Genomic DNA, 19162 nt, shown 5'->3' on the forward strand with positions numbered 1-19162 from the left:
GGGGAAGCGGCGTCGAAAAGGGTGAAGGGTGGTGGGGCACTGCGGCCTTAGTTGCGCCAGAGCACGTTGGCGGTGGTGCCTTCCTCTTCCGTCAGGCGGTCGCCCTTGGGGGTCTTGAGCACCACGTTGTCGAAGATCAGGTTTTCGGCGTGGGAGATCGTGCCGGGCTCTTCCGCCGCCTCGATGTAGAGATTTTCGAAATACACGTTTTGCACGCGAGCGCCTTCGAGGCCAAAGATCTCGATGGCCGTCTTTGGGTTGTTCGTGGCCTTGAGGTTGCGGATGCTGATGTTGCGGAAGTGGGGCAGGCCCTCTTCTTCGGGCACCGGCTGGGCCAGCTTTTGCCAGTGGTCGGGATGGTCCTCCGGGTTGTCGAGCACTTCGCCGTAGCTGTAGGCCGGGAACCAGTTGAGCTCGAAGCGGATGGGGCGGCGCACGTTTTCCATCTCGTTGTCGTGGATGTTGATCGCCTCGACGATGCCGCCACGGTTCTTGGCCGACTTGAAGCGCAGGCCGAAGGTGGTGCCGATCGCCTTGTTGCCGTAGACTTCCACGTTGCGCACGCTGCCGGAGGTCTCGCTGCCGATGGTGAACATGCCCATGCCGCGTCGAGCGATGTTGTTGCGGATGATGATGTTCTCGGTCGGCAGGTTTACGGCGAGGCCGTCGGAGTCGCGGCCCGACTTGAGGGTGATGTTGTCGTCGTTGCAGTCGATGTCGCAGTTTTCGACGATCACGTTGCGGCTGGAGTCCATGTTGACGCCGTCGGTGCTGGGCCCAAAGCCTTCCTTCTCCGGCACACCGTCGATGTTGTTGCGGATGGTGAGGCCGTCGACGTGCACGCGGTCGGAGTAGACGATGTGGCAGGTCCAGAAGGCCGACAGCTTCAGGTGCAGGTCGCGGATCGCCACGTCTTCACAGTTGTAGATCTGGATCAGGAAGGGGCGACCGACATCGTAGTCCACAACCCAGCGCAGGCCCTTGTCGGAGTATTTCTGGTTCATTTCCCAATACCAGGGCCAGAAGTGCTCGTTGCCACGACCGTTGATCGTCCCTTCGCCGGAGAGCGTCACGTGGTGTTGGCCACGTGCATTAATGAGGGCGGCGGGCCAGTCCATCTCGATGCCGGCCACGCGGGTCCAGACGGTCGGGTAGTCCTCGGGGTCGATAGAGCCCTGGATCTCGGCCCCTTCCTGCACGTGGAATTCCACCCGGCTCTTGAGGAAGAGCGAGCCGACCAGATACGTGCCGGGGCTGACGACTACGCGGCCGCCGCCGTCGCGCGCACATACGTCGATCGCGCGCTGGATGTGTTCGGTCGTCAATTCGGAGCCGTCGGCGATGGCGCCAAAGTCTTTCACGTCGTAGTCGCGCGCAAAGAGCGGCAGCGCGAGCAGAAGGGGGAGGATGCGTAGCAATCGAGAGGCAAGCACGGCGGTATGAAGGGGATAGAAGGGTTGAAACGTCTCGCCCGCAGTGGGGCTTGGGAAGGGTTGGAGGCTCGATTTAGCGGGTGTATTTCATGAAACGTCAATGAATATCGAAAGTCGCGCGCGGTGTAGGCGGCGCCAAATTCAGACTGTTCGAAGCGGGTTAGGTTGCCGGGCTGTGGTGCGGTAGGGATGATGGTGCCAACCCCAGAAACGCCTATGTTCTTCCGTTCCCTCCTCCTCATGCTCCTATCCTTGCCTCTGGGCCTCTCCGGCGCAGACCTGCTCGTCAACGCCCTCCAACGCCCGGGGCTTTCGCTCGACGGGCAGTGGGCCTACCTCGTCGACCCCTACGACGTGGGCCTCTACGACTACCGCGCGCGCGCCTTCGACCGCACCAACCCGCCCAGCGGCGGCTTCGCCCACGATCAGTCGTGGGACGACGAGACCCGCCTGATCGAATACGGCTTTACCGACGACCGCACGCTCCCCGTGCCGGGCGACTGGAATTCACAGGACGAGCAGCTGTGGTATTACGAAGGCGGCATCTGGTACCGGAAGCATTTTCAGGCCCCGGAGGAGCGCGCGGGCAAGCGCTTCGTGCTCTACTTCGGCGGTGCCAATTACCAGACCGATGTCTACCTCAACGGTCGCAAGCTGGGCACCCACATCGGCGGCTTCACGCCCTTCCAGTGGGAGGTGACGGAGCACCTCCGCGAGGGGAAGAACTCGCTGGTGGTGCGCGTCGACAACCGCCGCCACCCCGAGGCCGTGCCCACGACTTCGACCGACTGGTGGAACTACGGCGGCATCACCCGCAGCGTTCGCCTCGTGGAGCTGCCGGAGACGCACGTGGCCGACTACTGGGTGCAGCTCGACCAGGAGCAGCCCGACCGCCTGCAAGTCGATTTGCGCCTCGATGGGCCCGACGCCGCCGGCAAGACCGTGACCGTGCGCCTGCCGGAGCTGGGGCTCAGCCAGCGCTTTACTACCGGGCAGGATGGGCGTGCCCAAGGCACGATGCCGGTCAAGGGCCATACGCTCTGGAGCCCCGACCATCCGCAGCTCTACGATCTGGTGGTCGAGAGCCCGCAGGATCGGGTAGGGGAGCGTATCGGCCTGCGCACCATTGGCACCGAGGGGCAGAGTATCCTGCTCAACGGTCAGCCGATCTACCTGCGCGGCGTCTGCCTGCACGAAGAAAACCCGCTGCGCAGCGGCCGGTCCGTCACCATCGACGAAGCGCGCATGCTGCTCACCTGGGCCAAGGAGCTGGGCTGTAACTTTATCCGCCTCGCCCACTACCCTCACCAGGAGGCGGTGGCGCGCCTGGCCGACGAAATGGGGCTGCTGCTGTGGGAAGAGATCCCCGTCTACTGGACGATCCAGTGGGAGAACCCCGATACGCTGGCCAATGCCCGCAACCAGCTGGCCGAGCTGATCCAGCGCGACCGCAACCGCGCGAGCGTCATCATCTGGTCGGTCGCCAACGAGACGCCGCCTTCGGACGCCCGCCTCGCCTTCCTGCGCACCCTGATCGACGACGTGCGGGCGCAGGATTCGACGCGTCTGGTCTCCGCCGCGCTCGAAATGCACCCGCACCCGGATTACCCCGGCCAGCAGGTGATCGCCGACCCGCTGGGCGAATTCACCGACGTGGTGTCGTTCAACCAGTACATCGCCTGGTACGGCGGCGGCGACCCCGACAACCTGAAGAACATCCGCTGGAAGGTGCTCTACGACAAACCCATCATCGTCAGCGAATTTGGTGCCGGAGCCGAGCCGGGCCGCCATGGGCCCCGCCTGAACCGCTTCACCGAAGAATATCAGGCCTGGCTCTACGAAAAGACGCTCCCCATGCTCGACGGCATTGAAGGCGTCTCCGGCCTCAGCCCGTGGATCCTCGTCGATTTTCGCTCTCCGCGCCGCCTCCTCCCCGGCGTGCAGGACAACTGGAACCTCAAGGGCCTCATCGGTCGCGACGGCCAGCGCAAGCAGGCCTTCTACGTCCTGCAGGATTTCTACGAAAAGAAGGCCGCCGAAGCCGAAGGGAAGCAGGAGTAGGAGCCTATAGATTCGCATTATCCAGCGCGCTATGGAGTGCGGTGCTCTGCACCGATCTGGTTTCGGAAGCAGGATGCGAGCTTTCCCGAAACCATACAATTGATGCTACGCCTACCATTACCGCCTGAGCCTGGAGGTGGCGATCCGTCTGGATTTCTGATCCAGATCGGTGCGAAGCACCGCACTCCATAGCGCGTTGGGTGATATGCCGACTCAGGCCCCTCGTCCGCCCCAAGTCTACGCTATACTGATCGTTTTGGAAGATTCTCCGGCCTTAGGGTTGCAAATCGCGCCCCTTCCGCGATGAATGGGGAGGTACAGCATGGAATCCAGCGCGCACCATTTTGACTCGATTGAAGAAGCGGTTGCGGCCATCGCGGCGGGGGAACTCGTCATCGTGGTGGACGATGAAGACCGCGAGAACGAGGGCGACCTGATCATGGCGGCCTCCAAGGCCACGCCCGAGACGGTCAACATGATGATCCGCTATGGCAGCGGTATCGTCTGCGTGCCCATGCTCGGCGAGCACCTCGACCGCCTCGGCCTCGGGCCCATGGTGGCGCGTAACCGCGAGGTGCAGCGCACCGATTTTGCGGTGACGGTCGACGCCAGCACCGGTATCTCCACCGGCGTCAGCGCCAAGGACCGCACCGTCGCCATCCGCATTTTGGCCAACCCGCAGGCCACCGCGGAAGACCTCGTGCAGCCGGGCCACGTGTTCCCGCTGCGCGCGCGCCCCGGCGGCGTGCTGGAGCGCGCGGGCCACACCGAAGCAGCGGTCGACCTCGCTACCATGGCCGGCCTCGAGCCCGCCGGCGTGCTCTGCGAGCTGGTCAACGACGACGGCACCATGCAGCGCCTGCCGGAGCTGATCGAATTTCGCGAGAAGTTTGGGCTCAAGATGATCACCATCGAGCAGCTCATTGCCTACCGTCTGCAGCAAGACACGCTCGTCGACCGCCTCTGCGAGGGCAGCATCGACACGGCTTACGGCCCGTTTGCGGCGCACGTCTACCGCAGCCGCCTCGACCAGCGCCACCACCTGGCTCTGATCAAGGGCGACGTGGCGGGCGAAGAGCCCGTGACCGTGCGCGTGCACAGTGCCAATGTCCTGACCGACGTCTTCAGCGCCGTGATCGGCGGCCAGCAACCGAATTTCCTGCACAGCTGCCTCAAGCACATCGCGGGGGTCGAGCGCGGCGTGGTGCTCTACATGGAGCCCTCCACCACTGCCGCCAAGCTTCAAGGCTGCCTGCAACCGCAGAAGGCCGCCAGCAGCGGCGCGATGGACTTGCGCGATTACGGCATCGGCGCGCAGATCCTCCGCCACCTCGGCCTGAAGAACATCCGTTTGTTGACCCAGAACCCGCGCAAGGTCGTGGGCCTGGATGCTTACGGCATCGAGATCGTCGAGCAGATCGAGCTGAGCTGACGCCCTGCGCCGCCCTTGTTCAACAATGTGAGTGGAATGGCGGTTTTTAACCGTCGCCCTCGCCGGCACAGTTTCCTTTTATCCCCTTCGTTTCCTGCCCGCACCCAGCGGCTGGCAGATCGTGCTGCCGCGTAGGCAGGAGACGGCGAGGCCAGACCGCGAATCCCCCATGCCTACCGTCCCCCCTCTCCCCGTCAGCCTCCAATCGGCCCTGGCCCAACTCGCCGGGCAGCTCGAAGGCCGTTTGCACACCGGCCAGCTGATGCGCCGCATCTACGCGACCGATGCCTCCGAATACCAGGAGTTCCCGCTCGGGGTGGCGGTGCCGTACAGCGAGGGCGACGTGCGCAAGCTGGTGGCGTTTGCAGCCCAGCACAAGGTGCCGCTCGTGCCCCGGGGCGCCGGGACATCCCTTGCGGGGCAGGTCGTCAGCCACGGCTTGATTGTCGACCTCGGCCAGCGGCTCAACCGCATCCTCGAGATCGACGCGGCAAACCGCCGGGTGCGTGTGCAACCGGGGGTTGTGCGCTACGAGCTGAACCACGCGCTGCAGCCCCACGGCATGCTCTTCGGCCCTGAGACCTCAACCGCCAACCGCGCGATGATCGGGGGAATGGTCGGCAACAACTCCTGCGGCTCCAATTCGATCGTCTACGGCAGCGTGCGCGAGCACCTCATCTCGTGCCGCGGCTTCCTCAGCGACGGCTCGGAAGTCACCTTCCGCGCGCTCAGCCCGGAGGAGTTTGTCGCCAAGTGCGAGGGCGACACGCTGGAGGCCGGTATCTACCGTGAGGTCCGCGCCATGCTGGCCGACCAAGCCAATCGCGAAGCCATTCGCGCCAATTTCCCCAAGGCCTCCATCCCGCGCCGCAACACCGGTTATGCGCTCGACCTGTTGATGGACGCCAACGTGTTCGATGCCACGTCGGACAAGCCCTTCAACCTCTGCAAGCTGATCGCCGGCTCCGAGGGCACGCTCTTTTTCGGCGTTGAGTTCGAGCTGGACTGCAACCCCCTGCCACCCCCGCACAGTGCGCTGCTCTGCGGGCACTACGAGACGGTCAACGAGGCGCTGCACGCGGTCGGCATTGCGCTGGGGCACCACCCGGCTGCGGTCGAGCTGATCGACCGTCACATCCTGGAAGCCACCAAGCGCAACCTCGAACAGCAGCGCAACCGCTTCTTTGTGCAGGGCGACCCCGGCGCGATCCTCGTGATCGACATCCGCCGCGAGTCTGCCGCCGAGGTCGACGCCACCATGGTACAACTGGAGTCTGAGCTGCGGGCCGCCGGTCTGGGCCACGCCTACCCGGTCTTGCGCGGTGCCGATCAGCATTGCGTGTGGGAGCTGCGCCGTGCCGGGCAGGGCCTGATGTCCAACGTGCCGGGCGACGACAAGCCGCGCGAGATCGTGGAAGACACGGCGGTCGACGTGCGCGACCTGCCGGCCTACATCGAAGAGTTCGACCAGATCATGCGCGAAAAGCACGGCATCGAGTGCGTCTACTACGCGCACGCGGGTACGGGTGAGCTGCATACGCGGCCCAAGTTCAACCTCAAGACGCCCGAGGGGCTGAAGATGTTCCGCTCCGTGGCGGAAGACATCGCGGCGCTGGTCAAGAAATACCAGGGCTCTCTCAGCGGCGAGCACGGCGACGGTCGCCTGCGGGGTGAGTTCATCCCCCGGATGGTGGGCGAGCACTGCTTTGGCCTCATGCGGCAGGTCAAGCTGGCCTTCGACCCGCACAACCTTTTCAACCCCGGCAAGATTGTCGATACGCCGCCGATGGATACCCATCTGCGTATCGCGCTGGAAGAAGAGCATCGGGAATACGACACCCACTTCGATTTTTCCGAGAGTCTTGGCCTGTTGCGCGCTGCGGAGCAGTGCATCGGTTCGGGCGACTGCCGCAAGAGCCACCTCGCCGGCGGTACGATGTGCCCCAGCTACATGGCGACGAAGGATGAGAAGGACTCCACCCGCGCCCGTGCCAACGTGCTCCGCCAGATCCTGACCGCTGGCCCGGTCGAGGCCCGCAAGAGCGTCTTTGACAACGACGAGGCGAAGGAAGTGCTCGACCTCTGCCTTTCGTGCAAGGCCTGCAAATCGGAGTGCCCGGCCAATGTCGACATGGCGAAGCTGAAGGCCGAGTTCCTGCAAGGCTACTACGACGCCAACGGGGTGCCGCTGCGGTCGCGCATGATCGCTGGCTTCACCCAGAGCCAGCAGATCGCCTCCAAAGCGCCGTGGGCCTGGAATTTCATCTTCGGGACTCCCGCCCTGCGCAAGCTGGCCAACAAGGCCGTCGGCTTCCACCCGGAGCGCACCATTCCGCTGCTGCCGCCGCAGACGCTGGCCGCCTGGTTCCGCCGGCACCAACCGGCACCGCAGGCGGGCACGCGCGGCAAGGTGTGGCTCTTCAACGACGAGTTTACGAATTACAACGACGTCGCCATCGGGATCAAGGCGGTCGAGCTGCTGGAGCGGCTAGGCTACGCGGTCGAGATCCCCGAGCACGGCGAAAGCGGCCGCACCTGGCTCTCCAAGGGGCTCGTGCGCGAAGCCGCCGAGCGCGTCAACGCCAACACCCGCGCTCTGAAGGACAAGGTGACCGCCGAGCAACCGCTGGTCGGCATCGAGCCCTCTGCGCTGCTCACCCTGCGCGATGAGGCGATCGACCTCGCCCCGGCCGACCTCAAGCCTGCGGCCCGCCAGTTGGCCAAAAACGCGCTGCTCTTCGATGAGTTCCTCGTGCGCGAGATGGAGGCCGGTCGCCTCGACGCCTCCGCCTTTACCACCGATGCGCGCCGGGTGCACCTGCACGGCCACTGCTTCCAGAAGGCCCTGGTCGGTAATGCCCCCACCGTGCGCATGCTGAGTTTGCCCGCCCACTACGAAGTAAAAGTCATCCCCAGTGGCTGCTGCGGTATGGCGGGCTCGTTCGGCTACGAAGAAGAGCACTATGCCGTCTCCCAACAAGTGGGCGAGCTGGTGCTGTTCCCGGCCGTGCGCCAAGCCGATGAGGCCGACCTCATCGCGGCGGCCGGTACGTCCTGCCGCCACCAGATCCACGACGCTACTCACAAGACTGCTCAGCACCCCATCGAGATCCTCCACGCTGCCCTCGTTTAACTAACGCCAGAACCCCGAAACGAAGCAGATCATGAGACAACCCTTCCGTTGGTTCTGCACCGGCCTCGCGCTCGGTGCAGCCGCCACCGCTTTCGCCGCCCCCACCATCTACATGGTGGGCGACTCGACGATGGCGGACAAACCCAAGCCCGAATACCCGGAAAGAGGGTGGGGCCAGTTGTTCAAGGAGCTGGCCGCCCCGCCAGCTACGGTCGAAAATCACGCCGTCAACGGGCGCAGCACCAAGTCGTTTATCGACGAAGGCCGTTGGGACAAGGTCTACGACTCCCTGACCGAAGGCGACTGGGTGATCATCCAGTTTGGGCACAACGACGAGAAGGAGCACGACCCTAAGCGCTACGCGCACTTTGAGACCACTTACCGCGAGAACCTGACCCGCTTCGTGCGACAGGTGCGTTCGCGGGACGCGGAGCCTATTCTCGCCACCTCCGTCGCGCGCCGCCGCTGGGAAAACGGCGAACTGGTGCCCACCCACGGCGAATACCCCCGCGTGGTGCGCGAAGTCGCCGCTGCCGAAGGTGTGCCGCTGCTCGAAATGGAGCGCCTGACTTCCGACCTGGAGCGCGCTTACGGCGAGGAAGGCTCCAAGGGCCTGCACCTCTGGTATACCGCCGAGCAGGTGCCCTCCCGCCCCGATGGCCTCCAGGACGACACGCACTACAACGAAACCGGCGCGCGCGAAGTGGCCGCCATTGCCGCCCGCGAGATCAGCCGTCTCCACCTTTCGCTGGCCGACTGGATCGACTACACGAAGGTTAAGGCCCCGCCGCCCGCCTGGAGCGCCGACTTGGGCGACGGCACTTATATCAACCCGATCCTCAACGCCGACTACTCCGACCCCGACGTGGTGCGGGTGGGCGAGGATTACTACATGACGGCCTCCAGCTTCAGTCACGTGCCGGGCCTGCCGATCCTGCACTCGACCGACCTGGTCAACTGGACCCTCGTCAACCACGCCCTGCAGCGCTTTCCGGAAGAGCGTTTTGCCGCGCCCCAGCACGGCGGCGGCGTCTGGGCCCCGTCGATCCGTCATCACGACGGCCTCTTTTATATCTACTACGGCGACCCCGACGCGGGGATCTTTGCAATGACTGCGGAGGATCCCGCCGGTGAATGGAGCGGGCCGCATCTTGTGGTCGAAGGCCAAGGTTTGATCGACCCCTGCCCGTTGTGGGATACCGATGGCCGCGTGTGGCTCGTCCATGCGTGGGCTAATAGCCGGGCGGGCATCCACAACCAGTTGACCTTGCGCGAGCTGACCGCCGACGGCCTTTCCGCCAAAAACGATGATGCCCCCGTCATCATCGACGGCCATCGGCTGCCGGGCTACCGCACGTTGGAGGGCGCGAAGTTTTACCAGCGCGACGGCTGGTATTGGGTCTTTGCTCCGGCGGGCGGCGTGCCGATGGGCTGGCAGAGCGTCTTCCGTGCGCGCGACATTCGCGGCCCCTACGAAGACCGTATCGTGCTCGACCAAGGCCGCACGCAGGTCAACGGCCCGCACCAGGGTGCGTGGGTCGATACGCCGGGCGGCGAGCACTGGTTCCTGCACTTCCAGGATCGCGGACCGTTGGGGCGAGTGGTCCACTTGCAGCCGATGGTGTGGACGGAGCAGAATTGGCCGGTCATGGGCACCGATCCCGACGGCAATGGCCGGGGCGAGCCGGTCCGCCGCCACCGCAAGCCCGACTTGAAGTTCACCGGCTACGCCCAGCCGCCTGCCTCGGACGATTTTGAGGGCGATACGCTGGGCCTCCAATGGCAATGGCAGGCCAACCTGCGGCCGCAGTGGGCAGAGTTGCGCGAGGGCAAGCTGCGCCTCAACGCGGTCCCGCACACGGCAACCAACCTCTGGCCCAACCCGGCGCTGCTGATGCAAAAGGCGAGCGGCGAGGCCTTTTTCGCCACCGTGCCGGTCGAGCTTTCGCCGGGGAGGGAGGCTGTCACCGCAGGGCTGACGATCTTTGGTCGAGACTACGCCTGGCTGGGCCTCGTGCGCGGGCAAAATGGCACCCAACTGGTGCACGCCGAATGCCTGCAGGCCGACAACGGCAAGCCCGAGCAGCGTAAGGTGGTGCTCGAAGACGCGCCCGACCGTATCTGGCTGCGTGCACTCTGGAACGAAGCCGGCGAGCGCTGCGCCTTCGCCTACAGCGTGGACGGGGAGGCCTACCAGACGCTCGATTCGACCTTCCAGGCGCGCGAAGGCCGCTGGGTCGGCGCCAAGGTTGGGATATTCTGTACCGCCCCGGGCGCCTCTCAGGCCTTTGCCGAATTCGACTCCTTTACCCTCGCGCCGCTCCCCGGCGCCTTCCCCTATCTCCATCCATGAAAAAGACTTGGCTCATATTTCTCTTCGCCTGGCTGGCTTCCCAGCTCTGCGCGCTCCAGCCCGACGCCGTGGTGGCGCTCGACGGCAGCGGCGACTACACCTCGATCGAAGACGCCATCTACGGCGCGCGTGAAAAGGTCGAAGGCGAACCCCGCTGGATTATCCTCGTTAAGCCCGGCGTTTACCGCGAGCGCGTCTACGTGCAGCGCGAGCGCGGCAACATCGCCCTGATCGGCGAAGACGTGGAGACGACCATCCTCGTCAACGACTTCAGCGCCAACCTTGAAGACAAGGACGGCGAGAAGATCGGCACTTTCCGCACCCAGACGATGCACCTCGACGGCGACGGCTTGATCATCGAAAACATGACGATCTCCAACGACGCAGGTCGGGTGGGGCAGGCGCTCGCGCTGCGCATCGACGCCGACCAGGTCGTGTTGCGCAACTGCCGCCTGCTGGGTTGGCAAGACACGCTGCTGGTCAACCGGGGCCGCCACTACTTCGAAGACTGCTACATCGAGGGCGCGGTCGACTACATTTTCGGCGGCGCGACTGCCGTCTTCAAGGGCTGCACGCTTCACTCGGTCGGCAATGGCTATATCACGGCCGCCTCCACGCCCTACGATCAGGAGCACGGCCTCGTCTTTATCGACTGCCAGATCACCGGCGCGGAAGGTGTGCAGACCTACCTCGGGCGCCCTTGGCGCGCGCATGCGCAGACGACGTTTATCAACACCGAGATGAGCGAAACCGTGCGCCCGGAAGGCTGGCACAACTGGGGCAAGAAGCAGCGCGAGGAGACTACCCGCTACGCCGAATACGGCAGCACCGGCCCCGGCGGCGACCTGACTCAGCGCGTAGATTGGGCCAAGCAGCTGAAGAAGCGCGAAGCCTCCAAGCTCACCCCTGCAAAGATCTTCGGCGACTGGGACATCCCGGCCAAGGTGAGTGAATAGAAAAAGCCCTGTTCTTTCATAAACAATAAGGCCGGGAAGCAGTTGGATGCTTCCCGGCCTTATTTATAAGCTCCTAATGCCTGCGGCTTTAATCGTTTTCGCGGAAGCCGCGGCGTTCTTCTTCGCGGGAGTCTTGCATCACGCGCAGGCAGATTTCGCGCAGGTCGAAGAGACGGATGCGCATCTGCTGAAGGAAGTCGGCCGGGTCGCTGGCGTATTGGGCGGTGGCGGGGGCGAGGGTCAGGCTCTCGTTGAGGGCGCGCAACACCCACTTGAGGTGGACGACCGCAAGCATGTAGTCCCCCATGTCGAGCGACTGGAGGGCCATCACCATGTTCATTTCGCCATCGTGAAGGCTTTGCGCAAATTTCCAGGTGATGCGGCTGTCGATCTGCTTGAAGCGGCGGTTGACCACGATTTCCCACGCGTAGCGCACCTGGGCGTAGAGGCCGGCGCTGGCTACAAACACGGGGTGGCGGTGCAGCGTGTAGGGGTCGAGGTCCATTTCGTCGGCCTCGTCGTCGCCCGTCAGGCTGGAGGTGGGGGCGTCGTCATCGTCGTCCATCTCCGGCTCGGCGGCGGACCAGTCCTGCACGTCCCAACCCATACGGTTGGCCGCTTTGTCCAGGCGATCAGCTTCTTCGAAGTGCTGATCGTAGAAAGTAATGAAGCGGGAAATCTCCTTTTGCTGGCGCTTCAGGAATTGCTGCCAGTCAAACTCGTTCCAGGAGAGATCTCCTTTTTCGTCCCAGTCGCCGTCCGCAGACCCATCAAAATTGTAATTGCTCATGGAATTAGCGACCTTTTGAAGGTTCAGGTTGTTATCGTCTCCTTTGCCCCCAAATGCAACGGAAATTCCGCATTTAGCTCTACAATCCGCCGCAGTTTGGAAGGAGCAGACGATATGCAGATACATGCACGCATTCGTGGTAAGTGTCAACTAACAACCTGAAAGGCCCGTTTAAGCGGGCGTGCGGCGGGGCGTCTTTTGGGCTCGCTATTTGGGGGCCGCGCCTCCAGTTTATGGGGCGTCATGGCTGCCGAGATCACGCACTTGCAGGCCCGCTTTCATGGCCGCGTCCAGGGGGTTGGGTTCCGTTTCTACACCCTTCAACTGGCGAAGGGCTATGCCGTTTCGGGCTACGTTCGCAACGAGCCCGATGGCACCGTCGCGATGGAAGTCGAGGGCGAAGACGGCGAGGTGCGGCGTTTTCTGGCCGACTTGCGCGAGCGCATGGCCGCCTTTGTCCGCCAGTGCGATGAGCGCTACCAGCGCCGCGAACCCCAGTTTTCGGGCTTCAACCTCGGTTGATGGCCACCTTGGGCTGGAGCTGGCGCGACGTTTGCCTGCCGGTCGGCTCCTGGCCGCGCCGCCGGACGTTGTTGCGGCTGCCAGAGCTCGACCTGCCGCCGCAGGGCCTGGTCTTGCTGCTGGGCGACCCCGGCTCGGGCAAGAGCACGCTGCTGCGCTGGTTGTGGACGCGCTGGCGGGAACGTAGCACCCGCGCTCGCATGGTGCCGGAGCGCTTTGCCTTCCCGCCCGGCACTCGGCTACAGACGCTGTTGGCGGGTATTTCGTGGCCGGAGGGCCTGCCGACCGCCGGTCTGGATCTCGCCCAGCGGGTCGATGGGCTGAGCCGGGGGCAGCGTCAACTGGTGGCGCTCGCGAGCCTGGAGCGTGTGCCCGTCTGGCTGCTCGACGAGCCGCTGCTGGGGCTCGATCTTGCTCAGGCGCATGAGACGGCGGGCTGGCTGCAATCGCTGGCTCAAGACCGCCTGATCGTGGCCGCCTCGCACCGCTGGGAGTGCTTTTTGCCGCTCGACCCCTACGTGCTGGTGCTGGCGGAGGGCGGCTGTGCCTATCAGGGCTCACTTGCGGCGTTGGTCGATCAAGCCGAGGCTCGCCTGACGATCGCCAATGCGGCGGGTGAACTCCAGCCGCCGGGGATAGATCTTGCGGCGGTGAAACGCTTTTTGGCCCTGGTATGAAGGGGCGGCGTCATTTGCAGATCGAGCTGAACCCGCGCCGTTGCAGGCGGCTGGTGCTCGCAGTCGTGCTGCTGCCGCTTTGGGCGGAGGTGCTGTATCGGGTGCTCGGCCCGCTCAACTTCAGCCTGCCGCCCGAGCGCTACCCGGAGGCGCTGGCCCTGGCGCTGGTGCATTGGGGTGGGGCGGCGCTGGCGCTCGTCTGGCCGGCGCACGAGGTCTTGAGGCGCGAGGCCAGCGGTGAGCGTGCCTGGTGGCAAGGGCAGGGCAGGGGGACGGATTTTCAGTTGCTCGCGGTTCTGGCCCCCTGTCTGGGCGCATTGCTGCTTGGCGGGTTGGCTTTATGGTGGTGGGCGGGCTGGCATGGGGCGAGTGTCTCGGCTGCTGCCTGGGGCGGTGCCTTACTGCGCCTGGCCACGATTGCCGTGGCGAGCCTGTTGCTGGTGCAGCTCTTGCCCCGCATGGCCTGGGTCTTGATCGCGGGTGCCCTGTGGCTGGCGGTATCTCACCTGCCGGCGGTGTTGGTGGCCGGGCAGCCGCCCGCGTTGGCGTGGATGCTGCGGCTTTTTCCAGACTTGAGCCACCCGGGCGCGGGGACGGTCTCTTACCTCGCGGCCTACCTGCTGTTGGCTTCGTTGCTGGCGGCAAAACGCTACCCCGCACCATGAAGTGGCGTCTTGGACTGGCGATGGCCGCATTGATGCTAGGGGCCTGGCTGCGCCCAACGTCCTTCATCGGCTCCGAGCCCGCCTGGCAGGCTGCCTGGGCGCGCAACCTCGCGGGGGAGGGGCGCTACCTGCTGGCCGACCAGTGCTGGATTGCTGCCTACTTCGCCTGGGAGGCCGAGGACGCGGCGGCGTATTATGAGCGCAGCTTATCGGCATTGTTAATGGCCCCGGAACAGCCTCTGTATTACGCCGAAAGTCGTAACACTTGGCAATACGACCTGCCTCACTGGAAATGCAGTGAAGATGCTGATACCGAAAAGCTTGTCCGCTGGTGGCAAACGAAGGCCGAATCGCTCTTGCACGATCCTGGGCGGTAGTCCTTGCTCAACGTGTTTTTGCCTCTATGCTATCGAGACATGGGATTCAGGATAATATTTGCTTATTCTACGGCTTGACGAGTTTAGCAAAAGTTTTTGAAATCCCCTCGTCAACGAACCTTAATCTTCTCCCGCATCATGCAACCCACTCTACCGGACCTGCGCACCGCCATCGGATTCGACAGCGCTACCTGCAGCAGTGTCATGCCCGACAAGGGCATGATCGAATACATCAACATGCAGCTGGCCGCGCTGGGAGAACCGATATTCGGCAAAGAAGAAGACTACGCCTTTCTGAAGATGGGCCAGTCACTCATGGCCCATTATCAGGCCAAGGATGAATTGCGGGACCAGCTGCGTCCGCCGGTCGACCGCCGGATCGAAGAGTGGCTGCACGGCTATTTGACGGAAGTGGAGGGTGCGGAGAGCCTGCACCTGCCCGGCAAGACCTTTTCGCTGGGCCAACACGGCCTTGCCCGCATGCTTTCGCTGCCGGCCGACCGCGACGAATTCCATAGCGACATCGTCCACTCCTACCGCATCGCCAACGGCGTGTTGCATAACCCGAAGAGCGACCGCCGCACGACCAAGGGCGTCTTCCACGTCACCGAAGGTGGCCTGCCCATCCCGGAAGACAAGAAGGCAGTGCCGAAGCAAACCTTTGCCAAGCTGCTCGAAGCGGCCCTGCAACCGCCGGCTGAGCTGATGCGCCTGCCCTTTACCGCTTCGCAAAAGAAGCAGGCCCGCTGCTGGGTCTCGCTGTTGCTGCGCCCGGTGATGTGCCCGGCCGTCCCCGGCTTCACCACCGAGAAGAGCATGGAAGTGCGCTTCTTTGCCCCCGGTAACCTGGTGTGCAACCTTGATTTCGTGGAGTCGATCTTCGGCAACGCGGGCGACCCCTACCTGCACCAGAACGATGCCGGCCTCGACGTCGAGCACTGGTCGGGCCACACGGGCTGCGTGATCCTCGCCCCGCACCTGCTCAAGCTGACCAAGAAGTCCGTCGGCCTGCCCCACATCAGCGAAGCCACCGACCGCCAGAAGCGCGATGGCATGTGCTGGGAGCAGGAAGATGAGCTCTACAACGACGGGCAAGCCTACAAGATTACCGCTCGCGACGAGCACGGCGTGGTCGTTACGATCATTTCCGACAACTACTTCGGCTACTGCAAGAAGGAGGTCAAGACCCAGCTCGGCTACGCCGCCAACCTCTACGGCCTGGTGGAAGAAGAGCACGCCGGTGGTGCGCTCGCCTTCTCCAGCTACGACTTGGGTGAAGACTTCCGCCTCAGCGACTTCATGCCGGAGGTCAATCACACCTTCGAAGACGTGGTGCGCCTCTACGCCCACCGCATGGAGCTGCAGCCCGAGGGCTACGGGATCGACCTCAAGCACCCGAACATCCTCTACGTGCCGGAAGATGCCTACTTCTCGCTGCCGGACCAGAAGATCACCTGGCGCAACGCTTATGGCGAGCGCTCGATCAAGCTCCTGGCGCAGAAGACCTACATTCTGCCCAGCGGCTACAAGGTGCGACTGATGAAGCCCGCCGAAGGCCGCCGCTGGCGCCTCATCGGCACCCGGGCCCAGCCGACCATGTCGCACAAGCCCTGCACGGTGTCCGGCGGTGGCAAGTCGGAGATCTCCAAGTCGATCGCTGACGCCATCATCCACAACTCCTTCTACGTCGACCACATCCGCGAAGCTTTCGACCAGGTCGACACCATCCTCAACCGCGAATACGGCGTGCGCTTCCGCGACGCGTCGAAGAATCGCAACAAGGGCCGCCGCATCCTCAGCCCCGAGCGCTCGCTCGGCTCCGTGATCAAGCTGCTGACCCCCAGCGAAGAATATACGCCGGAGCACAACGCCTTCATCCAGGGCATCCCGACCGAGATCAAGGAGCTGGTGCTGCTGGTCAAGCGCTTCTACAAGCCCGACTGGGGCGAAAACTGGCGCGACCGCTTCGCCGTCGACCGCATCAACGGCGTGCTCGGCCACGAGCTGCGCTACCGCGGCGCCCCGATCATCGCCAGCTACCTGCGCCTCGGCTACGAGCAAGACGGCTCGTGGCGCGTGTTCTCCCTGCGCAAGGACTTCTGGCCCGCCGCCAAGATCCAGATGGAAGACGACATCACCGCTTCCGTCGTGGCCCCGCGCGAGTCGATTGCCGGCACCGCAGGCAGCACGCCCAACCCCTCGCTCAAGTTTACCTACAACTGCGAGTACCGCCTGTTCCAACGCCCCGACGACGCCATCGTCCGCGGCTACGACCACCAGACGGAGCACGACATGAGCCGCAAGGCCAACTTCCTCTCCAACTACGAGCCCCTCGGCCAGGCCGAAGCCCGTGAGATCGTGGAAGATGCCGTGCGCTTCGACTACTTCACCGAGCCGATGAAGCACATGCTGCGCGACTTCGTGGAGAATCCCGAGAAGCACCCCAATTACATCTGCTGCTCGGCCATCCCCCGTATCATCGAGGGCAAGTTCTCCAAGAACCCGCGCTACCTGCAGACCCGCCCCGGCCTCGAAATGCCGGAAGACATCTACCTGGCCAACATGGGCCTGCGCCTCTTCCGCCGCCTGCGCGAAGAAGAGCCCGTCCATACCCCGGTCGACATCGTCTGCCCCGGCCACCGCAACAACCCGCCCGAGCCGGGGGTGCGCTCCCTCGCGGTCTTCAACCCCATCCACTACATGCCGCTGCCGGAGGCGTTCATGGAGTTTATCTCCAGCATGACCGGCAAGAGCCCGTCGACCACGGGTGCGGGTAGTGAAGGTGCGCTGACCAAGGGGCCGTTTAACGCGCTCCTGCCGATCCACGACATCAACAACGCCTTCGTTTCTTACGCGGTGACGGGCTACCAGCCCTTCGTGACCTCGGCTGCCTACGTGGGCCCGAAGTTCCGCGTCGACCACGACATCAGCCTGTTGGTGCCCGAGATCTGGAGCCGCATGAAGCGCATCGAGCGCGAGCCCAGCTACCTGATCGAAAACGGCCTGCTCGACAAGGTCGACGACATCGAGGTGAACGGCAAGAAGGTGCCCGCCAGCATCCTCGGCTACCGGATCAACCAGAACTTCGTCAACCTCTTCATGGGCCGCGTCTTCGGCAGCCCGAGCGTGCTCTTCACCGAAGAGATGCTCAAGCCCGAGATGCAAGACATGGAGGTGTTCGCCGACGGGATCGAGAACATGATGGCGACCCACAAGCGCGTGGCCGCCAACTACTTCGCCGACGGCTCCTACGATGCCGCCGTGCCGCCGGTCAAGGCCCTCCTGCACATCATGCGCGATGGCGAATACGAAGGTATGACCCTCGCCTCGCCGGAGCTGCGTGAAATGTTTACCCGCGACGCCGTGATGGCCAGCGACTGGTACAAGGCCCGCCTCGATTCGCAACAAGCCTCCGATGTGTCGCGCGCCAAGCGCAAGCTGGCCTACCTCGACTCCTTCACCCACAGCTTCCCCGGCCTCGCCGACAAGCGTGCCGTGATGGAGAAGGAACTGGCCACCTTCCAATCCGAAGGCTACCGCGAGTCCCTCGTCGGCACCATCGGTCGCGACCCCTCGATCGGCATCGCCGAGTAAGGCCGGCTCGCATACCCAAGAGTTTCAGCGCCAGCTTCTTCGGAGGCTGGCGCTTTTCTTGTACGTAATTGGTTATAAGATAATATTTCGTTATTATATTGACCCACTGGAGGATTGCGGTGCCCTCTGATAGAGGCGGAACCTCATGCGGAGGGGCCGTCGCCACATTATCATACGATCTCCATGTATTCCCTAAAATCGCTCATCGTCTCTACCGTCTCTCTCCTGGCTGCCGCCGCGTCCGTCCACGCCGCCGTCGTGCTGTCTCCGGAATCAGTGTTGCGCAACGACTTCGGCAGCTTCAGCGCCAGCTTCCCGATTGAACGCACGATCAATCAAACGGGTCTCACGGCTGGCTCGACCTTTGAGTCCGGGGTAACGGACTACGACACCTACGTCGCTTCCAATCCCACGCACACTGCTCACGATACCTCCTTCGCCGCCTGGTACGGTGCTTCGTTTGCGCCGCAGAACGGCATTATCGATTTCGACCTCGGCGATACTTACACGATCGAGTCGCTGGCCTTCTTCTCGAATCCGTTGCGGGCGATGCAGTCGATCACCATCTATACCTCCAACGATCCGTTGTTTACTGCCAGCACGCAGGTCGGCACCTTTGTGCCCTATTATTCGGGTTCGGGTTCCGAACTCGCTCCGTTGCAGAACATCAATCTGGTGGACACGGTGGCGCAATATGTCCGCTTCGACGTCAGCGGCTATTACGGCAACAACGTGGGCATGGGCGAAGTCGCCTTCGGCGTCGTACCCGAGCCGACCACCTACGCCATGCTCGCTGGCGCCGCCGGTCTCGGCCTCGTGATGCTGCGTCGTCGCCGCCAAAGCTAAGCGCGCTGCTCATCTGGTTTTCTGCACCGTCCGCCTAAGTTCAGGTCGGGCGGTTTTTTGTGGTTTATCGCCAATCTTCGGGATGGATCCGCTCAAACTCCTCTTCGATTGCCTCATTAATGCGCCGGGTATCTTCCGGATAGTCCTTGAACATCCCTGCAAAGCGCATCCACGGCTTTTCCGGTTGGGCGGACTTTTCGGCGGCGACGCGCTCTTGCACTACGGAGGCAAGGTATGCGTCCACGCTCTGCCCGCGTGCGGCGGCTTGGGCCTCCACATCGGCAGCAACGTCGTTCGGCACCTCAAAGGTCAACTTCACACGA

14 protein-coding genes are annotated in these 19162 nt (G+C 63.8%); 11 read left to right on the top strand and 3 right to left on the bottom strand.

The annotated features are described in order from the left end of the window. Nucleotides 1–47 precede the first annotated feature (47 nt). Nucleotides 48–1433, bottom strand: coding sequence for a glycoside hydrolase family 28 protein (locus Q7P63_01805; protein MDP0498809.1), 1386 nt, complete (start codon nucleotides 1431–1433; stop codon nucleotides 48–50). Nucleotides 1434–1673: 240 nt separating this feature from the next. Here Q7P63_01805 and Q7P63_01810 point away from each other — a divergent pair, with 240 nt between their 5' ends. The 5 genes from Q7P63_01810 (at nucleotide 1674) to Q7P63_01830 (ending at nucleotide 11368) form a co-directional block, all read left to right on the top strand. After that, nucleotides 1674–3494 (top strand): glycoside hydrolase family 2 TIM barrel-domain containing protein, encoded by a 1821-nt coding sequence (locus tag Q7P63_01810; GenBank protein ID MDP0498810.1) that lies wholly within the window; start codon nucleotides 1674–1676, stop codon nucleotides 3492–3494. A gap of 322 nt (nucleotides 3495–3816) precedes the next feature. Next, nucleotides 3817–4926 carry a 3,4-dihydroxy-2-butanone-4-phosphate synthase gene (gene ribB, locus Q7P63_01815; protein ID MDP0498811.1) on the top strand — a complete coding sequence of 370 codons (1110 nt, stop codon included), beginning with the start codon at nucleotides 3817–3819 and terminating at the stop codon, nucleotides 4924–4926. A gap of 169 nt (nucleotides 4927–5095) precedes the next feature. Next, nucleotides 5096–8059: an FAD-linked oxidase C-terminal domain-containing protein gene (locus Q7P63_01820; GenBank protein ID MDP0498812.1), complete on the top strand. Its 2964-nt coding sequence runs from the start codon at nucleotides 5096–5098 to the stop codon at nucleotides 8057–8059. Between the two features lie 31 nt (nucleotides 8060–8090). Beyond that, nucleotides 8091–10412, top strand: coding sequence for a family 43 glycosylhydrolase (locus Q7P63_01825; GenBank protein MDP0498813.1), 2322 nt, complete (start codon nucleotides 8091–8093; stop codon nucleotides 10410–10412). Then, the gene (locus tag Q7P63_01830) at nucleotides 10409–11368 is read left to right on the top strand and encodes a pectinesterase family protein (protein ID MDP0498814.1); all 960 of its coding nucleotides are present in this window, start codon (nucleotides 10409–10411) and stop codon (nucleotides 11366–11368) included. Before Q7P63_01825 ends, Q7P63_01830 begins: the two co-directional genes overlap by 4 nt. Before the next feature lie 88 nt (nucleotides 11369–11456). On the opposite strand, the gene Q7P63_01835 is transcribed toward Q7P63_01830, so the two are convergent. Continuing rightward, nucleotides 11457–12158 carry a hypothetical protein gene (locus Q7P63_01835; protein ID MDP0498815.1) on the bottom strand — a complete coding sequence of 234 codons (702 nt, stop codon included), beginning with the start codon at nucleotides 12156–12158 and terminating at the stop codon, nucleotides 11457–11459. Nucleotides 12159–12401: 243 nt separating this feature from the next. On the opposite strand from Q7P63_01835, the gene Q7P63_01840 reads away from it, so the two are divergent. The 6 genes from Q7P63_01840 (at nucleotide 12402) to Q7P63_01865 (ending at nucleotide 18839) form a co-directional block, all read left to right on the top strand. Next, the gene (locus Q7P63_01840) at nucleotides 12402–12680 is read left to right on the top strand and encodes an acylphosphatase (protein ID MDP0498816.1); all 279 of its coding nucleotides are present in this window, start codon (nucleotides 12402–12404) and stop codon (nucleotides 12678–12680) included. Beyond that, nucleotides 12680–13357 carry an ABC transporter ATP-binding protein gene (locus tag Q7P63_01845; GenBank protein MDP0498817.1) on the top strand — a complete coding sequence of 226 codons (678 nt, stop codon included), beginning with the start codon at nucleotides 12680–12682 and terminating at the stop codon, nucleotides 13355–13357. The genes Q7P63_01840 and Q7P63_01845 overlap by 1 nt, the downstream gene beginning before the upstream one ends. Continuing rightward, on the top strand, nucleotides 13354–14022 hold the full coding sequence (locus Q7P63_01850; GenBank protein MDP0498818.1) for a hypothetical protein: 669 nt from the start codon (nucleotides 13354–13356) through the stop codon (nucleotides 14020–14022). The genes Q7P63_01845 and Q7P63_01850 overlap by 4 nt, the downstream gene beginning before the upstream one ends. Continuing rightward, nucleotides 14019–14399: a hypothetical protein gene (locus Q7P63_01855; GenBank protein ID MDP0498819.1), complete on the top strand. Its 381-nt coding sequence runs from the start codon at nucleotides 14019–14021 to the stop codon at nucleotides 14397–14399. Before Q7P63_01850 ends, Q7P63_01855 begins: the two co-directional genes overlap by 4 nt. Before the next feature lie 138 nt (nucleotides 14400–14537). After that, a complete protein-coding gene (locus Q7P63_01860) occupies nucleotides 14538–17993 on the top strand; it encodes a hypothetical protein (GenBank protein MDP0498820.1) in 3456 nt (1151 codons plus the stop codon). 183 nt (nucleotides 17994–18176) lie between these two features. Further along, nucleotides 18177–18839: a PEP-CTERM sorting domain-containing protein gene (locus tag Q7P63_01865; GenBank protein ID MDP0498821.1), complete on the top strand. Its 663-nt coding sequence runs from the start codon at nucleotides 18177–18179 to the stop codon at nucleotides 18837–18839. A 64-nt stretch (nucleotides 18840–18903) separates the two neighbouring features. Here the strand turns inward: Q7P63_01865 and Q7P63_01870 are convergent, their stop codons facing one another. Then, nucleotides 18904–19158, bottom strand: a complete 255-nt coding sequence (locus Q7P63_01870) for a hypothetical protein (protein ID MDP0498822.1) — start codon at nucleotides 19156–19158, stop codon at nucleotides 18904–18906. Nucleotides 19159–19162: the final 4 nt, after the last annotated feature.

The sequence above is a fragment of the Verrucomicrobiota bacterium JB022 genome (genome assembly GCA_030673845.1).
Lineage (GTDB): Bacteria > Verrucomicrobiota > Verrucomicrobiia > Opitutales > Oceanipulchritudinaceae > WOUP01.